Annotated in this window: 6 protein-coding genes; 3 read left to right on the top strand and 3 right to left on the bottom strand. The window is 66.5% G+C overall.

Annotation, left to right across the window (positions count from 1 at the left end):
* The coding region (locus OU682_RS03415; protein ID WP_268940655.1) for an FGGY-family carbohydrate kinase at positions 1-391 on the top strand (391 nt) is incomplete at its 5' end.
* Between the two features lie 194 nt (positions 392-585).
* Here OU682_RS03415 and OU682_RS03410 read toward each other — a convergent pair.
* Positions 586-1,635: an NAD(P)-dependent alcohol dehydrogenase gene (locus tag OU682_RS03410; protein ID WP_268940654.1), complete on the bottom strand. Its 1,050-nt coding sequence runs from the start codon at positions 1,633-1,635 to the stop codon at positions 586-588.
* Between the two features lie 247 nt (positions 1,636-1,882).
* Between OU682_RS03410 and glyA the strand changes: the two genes are divergently transcribed.
* Positions 1,883-3,148 carry a serine hydroxymethyltransferase gene (gene glyA / locus OU682_RS03405; protein WP_268940653.1) on the top strand — a complete coding sequence of 422 codons (1,266 nt, stop codon included), beginning with the start codon at positions 1,883-1,885 and terminating at the stop codon, positions 3,146-3,148.
* A 258-nt stretch (positions 3,149-3,406) separates the two neighbouring features.
* Here glyA and hpbA read toward each other — a convergent pair whose 3' ends face one another.
* Positions 3,407-5,440 (bottom strand): N-methyl-L-proline N-demethylase HpbA, encoded by a 2,034-nt coding sequence (gene hpbA / locus OU682_RS03400; protein ID WP_268940652.1) that lies wholly within the window; start codon positions 5,438-5,440, stop codon positions 3,407-3,409.
* 144 nt (positions 5,441-5,584) lie between these two features.
* Here hpbA and OU682_RS03395 point away from each other — a divergent pair, with 144 nt between their 5' ends.
* Positions 5,585-6,217 carry a TetR/AcrR family transcriptional regulator gene (locus OU682_RS03395; protein ID WP_268940671.1) on the top strand — a complete coding sequence of 211 codons (633 nt, stop codon included), beginning with the start codon at positions 5,585-5,587 and terminating at the stop codon, positions 6,215-6,217.
* A gap of 19 nt (positions 6,218-6,236) precedes the next feature.
* Here OU682_RS03395 and OU682_RS03390 read toward each other — a convergent pair whose 3' ends face one another.
* Positions 6,237-6,833 carry a restriction endonuclease gene (locus OU682_RS03390; protein WP_268940651.1) on the bottom strand — a complete coding sequence of 199 codons (597 nt, stop codon included), beginning with the start codon at positions 6,831-6,833 and terminating at the stop codon, positions 6,237-6,239.
* Positions 6,834-6,997: the final 164 nt, after the last annotated feature.

Below are 6,997 nucleotides of genomic sequence, written 5' to 3'. Positions count from 1 at the left end.
CAGCCTGGTGGCGCTCTATGTCGCGGGCCTCTGCGGCGTCGCCTATGGCCTGCGCCAGATCATCGAGGCCCAGGACAAGGCCGGCGCCCCGGTGGACCGGATCGTGATCTCGGGAGGCGCGGGACAGCTGGACCTGGTGCGCCAGCTTCTGGCCGACGGCACGGGCAAGCCGGTGCTGGCCAGCGAGGCGGCCGAGCCGGTGCTTCTGGGATCGGCCATCCTGGGCGCGGTCGCCGCGGGGACCTTCGCCGGGATGGGCCAGGCCATGGCCGCCATGTCGCGCCCCGCCGCGGAATACGCCCCCGACGCCACAGCCCGCCCGGTCCATGACGCGCGCTTCGCGGCGTTCCAGAAGCTGCAGGCGGCGCTGAAAAACGCCCGAAACGCGTGATCTGACGCGCGGCGCGCAGGGCCTCTAACCCCTCGAAGAAGCTGCGTTCCCGGCCGCTGGTGATTCGGTTTTTTGAGCGACCGCTCTACCTTGCAACCAGATGCAGGGTGACCGCGCCACTTCTGCTCCGGCCTTGCCTGCCCGGTCAGGCCGGCGGCGGAAGGGCGGCGATCACCGCCGCCGCTTTGCGCAGCTCATTCTGCCATGGTCGCGATGTCCATGACGAAGCGGTACTTCACGTCGCCCTTCAGCATCCGCTCGTAGGCTTGCTCGATCTCGTCGGCGCGGATCATCTCGATATCGGCGGTGATGCCATGCTGGGCGCAGAAATCCAGCATCTCCTGTGTTTCGGGAATGCCGCCGATCATCGAGCCCGCGAGGCTGCGGCGGCGCATGATCAGGTTGAACACATTGGGCGAGGGATGCGGCGTCGCGGGCGCGCCCACCAGCACCATGGTGCCGTCGCGTTTCAGAAGCGCCAGGAAGGCGTCCAGGTCATGGGGGGCAGCGACCGTGTTCAGGATCAGGTCGAAGCTTTGCGCGTGCGCCGCCATCTCCTCGGCATTGCGCGACACGACCACTTCGTCGGCGCCCAGGTCCAGCGCGTCCTGGCGCTTGCCCTCCGAGGTGGTGAAGGCCACCACATGCGCGCCCATGGCATGCGCCAGCTTCAAGCCCATGTGGCCAAGCCCGCCGATGCCCACCACGCCGACCTTCTTGCCCGGACCCGCGCCCCAGTGGCGCAGGGGCGACCAGGTCGTGATGCCCGCACACAGCAGCGGGGCCACGGCGGCCAGCTGATCCTCGGGATGGGTGATCCGCAAGACATAGCGTTCGTGGACGACGACGGCCTGGGAATAGCCGCCCAGCGTGTGGCCGGGCGCGTCTTCGGTCGGGCCGTTATAGGTGCCGACCATCCCGTCGCAGTAATTCTCCAGCCCTTCGTCGCATTCGGCGCAATGCTGGCAGCTGTCCACGATGCAGCCGACGCCCACCAGATCGCCGACCTTATGGCTGGAAACATGGCCGCCCACGGCGGCGACGCGGCCCACGATCTCGTGGCCGGGCACGCAGGGGTAAAGCGTGCCCGCCCATTCGCTGCGCACCTGGTGGAGGTCGGAATGGCAGATGCCGCAATAAACGATCTCGATCCGCACGTCATGGGGGCCGACCTCGCGGCGGGTGATCTCCATGCGGTCCAGCGGCTGGTCGGCAGCGGGCGTGCCATAGGCGAGAATGGTCATGTGTTGCCTTTCATCAGGTCTGGAAACAGGAGCCTGTTAACGGTCGAGGGACAGGTTCGTTGCAGCGTCCGGAGACTAGCCGAGGCCGTGGCGTTCAGCCAGCCGTCCCGCGATCCTGGACTGCACGCCGCCACGCGCCCTTGTGACGTGAACATGCAGGTCCGGTGACGCATGGATCCCGCCGGCGCGCGCGGCAAGGTTGTAGAACCGTCGCAGCCGTTTCAAACCCCCCAAAGGGAGATGACAGATGCTTGATACCAAGACCGCCGGGCTGACGGACGATGCCGTGGCCGGCGCCATCGCCCGCGAACTGACCCGCCAGCAGGACCAGATCGAACTGATCGCCTCCGAGAACATCGTCTCGCGCGACGTGCTGATCGCCCAGGGCTCGGTCCTGACGAACAAATATGCCGAGGGCTATCCCGGCAAGCGCTATTACGGCGGCTGCGAGTTCGTGGACGAGGTCGAGGACATCGCCCGCGACCGCCTGAAGCAGCTGTTCGGTGCGGCGCATGTGAACGTGCAGCCCCATTCGGGCGCGCAGGCCAACCAGGCGGTGTTCCTGGCCCTGCTGGCCCCCGGCGACAAGATCATGGGGCTGTCGCTGGCCCATGGCGGGCACCTGACGCATGGCTCGCCCGTGACCATGTCGGGCAAGTGGTTCGAGGTGGTCTCCTACAAGGTCGAGCCCGACAGCCACCTGATCGACATGGCGAAGGTCCGCGACAAGGCGCTGGCCGAACGTCCGAAGCTGATCGTGGCGGGCGCATCCGCCTATCCGCGCAGGCTCGACTTTGCCGCCTTCCGCGCCATCGCGGATGAAGTCGGCGCCTGGCTGATGGTGGACATGGCCCATTACGCGGGCCTGATCGCGGCGGGCGAATATCCGAACCCGGTACCCCACGCCCATGTCGTGACCTCGACCACGCACAAGACCCTGCGCGGCCCGCGCGGCGGCGTCATCCTGACCAATGACGATGACTTGGCAAAGAAGCTGAATTCGGCCGTGTTCCCCGGCAACCAGGGCGGCCCGCTGATGCATGTGATCGCCGCCAAGGCCGTGGCCTTCGGCGAGGCGCTGCAGCCGTCGTTCAAGGACTATGCCCGCAATGTGGTGGCCAATGCCCGTGCCCTGTCCGACACGCTGACCGAAGGCGGCGTCGGCATCGTGTCGGGCGGCACCGATTGCCACATGGTGCTGTGCGACCTGCGCCCCTTGGGCGTGACCGGCAAGGCGGCCGAGATCGCGCTGGAACGCGCAGGCCTGACCTGCAACAAGAACGCGATTCCCTTCGACCCGGAAAAGCCCTTCGTGACCTCGGGCATCCGCCTGGGCAGTTCGGCCGGAACCACCCGCGGCTTCGGCGAGGCCGAGTTCCGCCAGATCGGCCAGATGATCCTGTGCGTGCTGCGCGCGCTTGGGCAGAATGCCGAAGGCGACGCCGCCATCGAAGCCGAGGTCCGGTCCCAGGTCAAGGCGATGTGCGACCGCTTCCCGATCTATCAGGATTGACGCCTGGACGGAGGGGCCATCCGTGGCCCCTTCGTCGTTACCGCTGCGCTTCGAGCATCGGCGCAGGCGGCGGCGAGAATGCCGTGGGAAAGACCTTTTGCTGCCTCATCTGCCGGTGGCCGCATGGTGCGCGCTGTTCGTGCGCGACCACGACCGGATCCGCACCGCCCCCATGTTCAAGCCCCGGCCATGACGTGATGTCGCGGCGATCTTCCATCCGCCAGACCGCGACGATTGCATTGTCGCGGGATGCCTTTCCTACAAATCCTTGACCAGCCGCAGCGCATCATAGATCGCGGCATGGGTGTTCCGCGCCGCTACGGCATCGCCGATGCGGAACAGGCGGAAGCTGCCGTCGGTCTTGCGCACGTCTTGCATCCCGCTGGTGGTCAGCGCCTCGTAATCGACCTCCCCTCCATTGGACGACAGCGGCTTGAGGTCGAAGTAAAGCTCGTCGAGCGGCCGGGTACCGTGGTTGACGACCACCTGATCGACGATCCGGTCGCGGGTCATCGAGCCATAGTCGCTGCCCAGGGTGGCGCGCAGCTGGTTGCCTTCGCGGCTGACCGCTTGCAGCCGCCAGGTGACCGTGAAGGTGGTGTCCAGCTTCTGCAGGCTGCGCATGTAGGGGACCAGGTTCATGGCCATCACCTCGGGCGAGAAGGCCCGGTCGGGGGTCGCGATCTCGACCCTGGCGCCGGTCGCGGCGACAAGATCGGCAGCCTGCAGCGCGGCATGGTCGCCCGCATCGTCATAGATCAGCACGTTGGTGCCGGGCTTCACGTCGCCGGACAGGATGTCCCAGGCCGAGACCACCAGGTCGTTGCCGGCTGACAGAACCTCGGTATGCGGCAGGCCACCCGTGGCGATGATCACCTCGTCGGGATCGGTGGCCAGCACGTCCCCGGCCTCGGCGAAGGTGTTGAAGCGGAAGGAAACGCCGTGCTTCTCGCACATGGCCTGGCGCCAGGCGATGATCGAGATCATCTCGCGCCGGCGTTCATGCAGGGCGGTCAGGCGGATCTGGCCGCCGGGCCGGTCTGCGGCCTCGAAGACGGTCACGGCATGGCCGCGCTCGGCCGCGACGCGGGCGGCCTCCATGCCCGCGGGGCCGGCGCCGACAACCGTGACGCGCTTCTTCCGGGGCGCGGGCGGGATCGCGTGGGGCATGGTTTCCTCGCGCCCTGTTGCCGCGTTGTGCAGGCAGAAGGCCATGCCGCCCTGATAGATCCGGTCCAGGCAATAGTTGGCGCCGACGCAGGGCCGGATGTCGTCCTCGCGCCCTTCGACGATCTTCCTGACCAGATGCGGGTCGGCCATGTGGGCGCGGGTCATGCCGACCATGTCCAGAAGCCCCGCGGCGATGGCATGGCGCGCGGTCGGCACGTCCGGGATCTTGGCTGCGTGGAATGTCGGGAAGTTCGTGGCCCGCCGGATCGCGCCCGCGAATTCCAGGTGCGGCGCGTTGCGCATTCCCTGGACGGGGATCACGTCAGTTAGGCCCGCATCCGTGTCGATATGGCCTCGGACCACGTTCAGGAAGTCCACAAGGCCGCTGTCCTTCAACTTCTGAGAGATCGCCAGCCCGTCGGCGGCGGTGATGCCGCCCGGCAGATCTTCGTCGCCGGTATAGCGCACGCCGACGATGAAATCATTGCCGCAGCGTTCCCGGATGCCCCGCAGGATGTCGAAGGTGAAGCGCAGCCGGTTGTCGAGATCGCCGCCATAGGGGCCGTCCAGGGCGTTGGTCAGCGGCGACCAGAACTGGTCCATCAGGTGGCCATAGGCCTGCAACTCGATCCCGTCCAGGCCTGCGGCCTTCATCCGTTCGGCGGCATCGACGTAATCGCCGATGATGCGGGCGATGTCCCAGTCCTCCAGCTTCTTCGGAAAGGACCGGTGCGCGGCCTCTCGTTCATGGCTGGGGGATACGACCGGCAGCCAGTCGGCCTTGTCCCAGCGGGTGCGCCGGCCCAGATGCGTCAGCTGGATCATCACCGCGCAGCCGTGGTCGTGGCATTCGTCGGCAAGCTTCCTCATCCAGCCCACCACCTCGTCCTTCCAGGCCAGGATGTTGTTGAAGACCGGGGGGCTGTCGCGCGCCACGGAGGCCGACCCCGCGGTCATGGTCAGCGCCACGCCCGCCCTGGCACGTTCGACGTGATACGCGCGGTAGCGATCCTTGGGCATTCCATCCTCGGGATAGGCCGGTTCATGGCTGGTGATCATGATCCGGTTGCGAAGCGTCAGGTGCTTCAGCTGGAACGGCTGGAGAAGGGGATCGTTCGACATGGCCTGCCTGCAAGGGTGGACGGTGCGGGGGAATACTTGCCAGAATGTTCACCTATGTCAAGTATGAAGTCACTGATGAACGTTTTGCAGACTTTCCTGCACGCTTGGCTTGCGGGCAAAGGCGCAAGCGCTTATCGAAAGCGGATGGATCAGGCGGAAGCACCGGAAAGCGGATGGCGCGGATCGCGCGAGGGCTGGCTCGAGGCCGGTTATCAGGCGCTGATCGAGGGTGGCATCGACGCGGTGAAGATCCTGCCTCTGGCCAAGCGGCTGAAGCTGTCGCGCACCAGCTTCTACTGGTTCTTCCAGGACCGCGAGGCGCTGCTGGCCGCGCTGATCGAGGGCTGGGAGGCGCGAACCACAAGGCCCCTGGTCGCGGCCACCACCCAATATGCCGAAACCCTGCCCGAGGCGATGCTGAACGTGCTGGCCTGCTTCCTGTCGGCCGATGTCTTCGATGCGCGCCTGGAATTCGCCGTGCGCAGCTGGGCCTTGCAGGACGAGGACGTGGCGGCGCGTGTCAAGGCGGCGGACGAAGCCCGCCTGGCCGCGCTGACCCGGATGCTGGCACGCTGGGGCCACGAGCCGATGGAGGCCGACATCCGCGCTCGGACCATCTATCTGGTCCAGATCGGCTATATCTCGATGCAGGCCAGCGAGGACATAGGAACCCGGCTGGAACGCATTCCCATGTATGTCAAGATCTATGCGGGGCGCGAACCCGAAGCCCGAGAGATCGCCCGCTTCAACGCGGGCATCCGCCGCAGCCACGGCTGAAAGGCCGGCCGGGCATTCGTCAGGTCAGCCGGCGCAGGCGCGGGATGTCCTTGACATGCAGCAGATGCACGCCGGTGCGGTGGGACAGGGCCTTGGCGCTTTGCGTGTAATGGCCGGTGGTGATCACCACGGCTATGTCGACGCGATGATAGGCGCGGCCGGAAAAAGCTTCCTGCACCGCCTTGTTGCCGACGGGACCGTCATAGCGCTTGCACTGGATCCCGATCTTCCTGCCGTCGCGCCGGGCGATGATGTCGATGCCCTGGTCGCCCGATCCCGCCGTGACATCGGCGCGCCAGCCATGCAGTTCCAGCCTGCCGGCGACCCATTGCTCGAAGGCGTGACCGTCCTTGGGACAGAACGCGGCCCGCCGCGCAGGGGTTTTCTTCGGGCGGCGCCTTCCCGTGCGCCGCGCCGATGTTCTCTGGCGCAGCAGGAGCGCGGGCAGCAGCAGCGCGGCCGCGATGATGCCCGCGACTGCCGGCGCCCGGGTTTGTTCGGTCACCATCCCGTTCCCGGCGAAGGTCGCCATCAGAAAGCCGCAGATCACGATCACTGTGGCGGAAAGGACGGCGTATCTGAACAGATAGAAGAGGGTCGAGATCAGACGGCGCATTTCCGTTCGGGCTGACAGGGTGACTTGCCTGAAGCGAATGTCACTCAGGACGGATATCCTACGGGAAGAACAAAGGAACAACAATTCCACAAATCGCGCGGCTCTGGCACAGGCCTGACAAGGCCTGACTGGATTGCCTGCTCCTTGCATTTCGGCCACGAATC

It is taken from the genome of Paracoccus benzoatiresistens, assembly GCF_026913015.1.
Classification (GTDB): Bacteria; Pseudomonadota; Alphaproteobacteria; order Rhodobacterales; family Rhodobacteraceae; genus Paracoccus; species Paracoccus benzoatiresistens.
Note: the sequence above shows the minus strand (reverse complement) of the source record. Positions and strands in the feature narration are given on the sequence as shown.

Excerpts from the sequence above, each read along its gene's own strand:
- OU682_RS03410 (WP_268940654.1), bottom strand. The coding sequence starts at position 1,635 with ATGACCATTCTCGCCTATGGCACGCCCGCTGCCGACCAGCCGCTGGAC.
- glyA (WP_268940653.1), top strand. The coding sequence starts at position 1,883 with ATGCTTGATACCAAGACCGCCGGGCTGACGGACGATGCCGTGGCCGGC.
- hpbA (WP_268940652.1), bottom strand. The coding sequence starts at position 5,440 with ATGTCGAACGATCCCCTTCTCCAGCCGTTCCAGCTGAAGCACCTGACG.
- OU682_RS03395 (WP_268940671.1), top strand. The coding sequence starts at position 5,585 with ATGGATCAGGCGGAAGCACCGGAAAGCGGATGGCGCGGATCGCGCGAG.
- OU682_RS03390 (WP_268940651.1), bottom strand. The coding sequence starts at position 6,833 with ATGCGCCGTCTGATCTCGACCCTCTTCTATCTGTTCAGATACGCCGTC.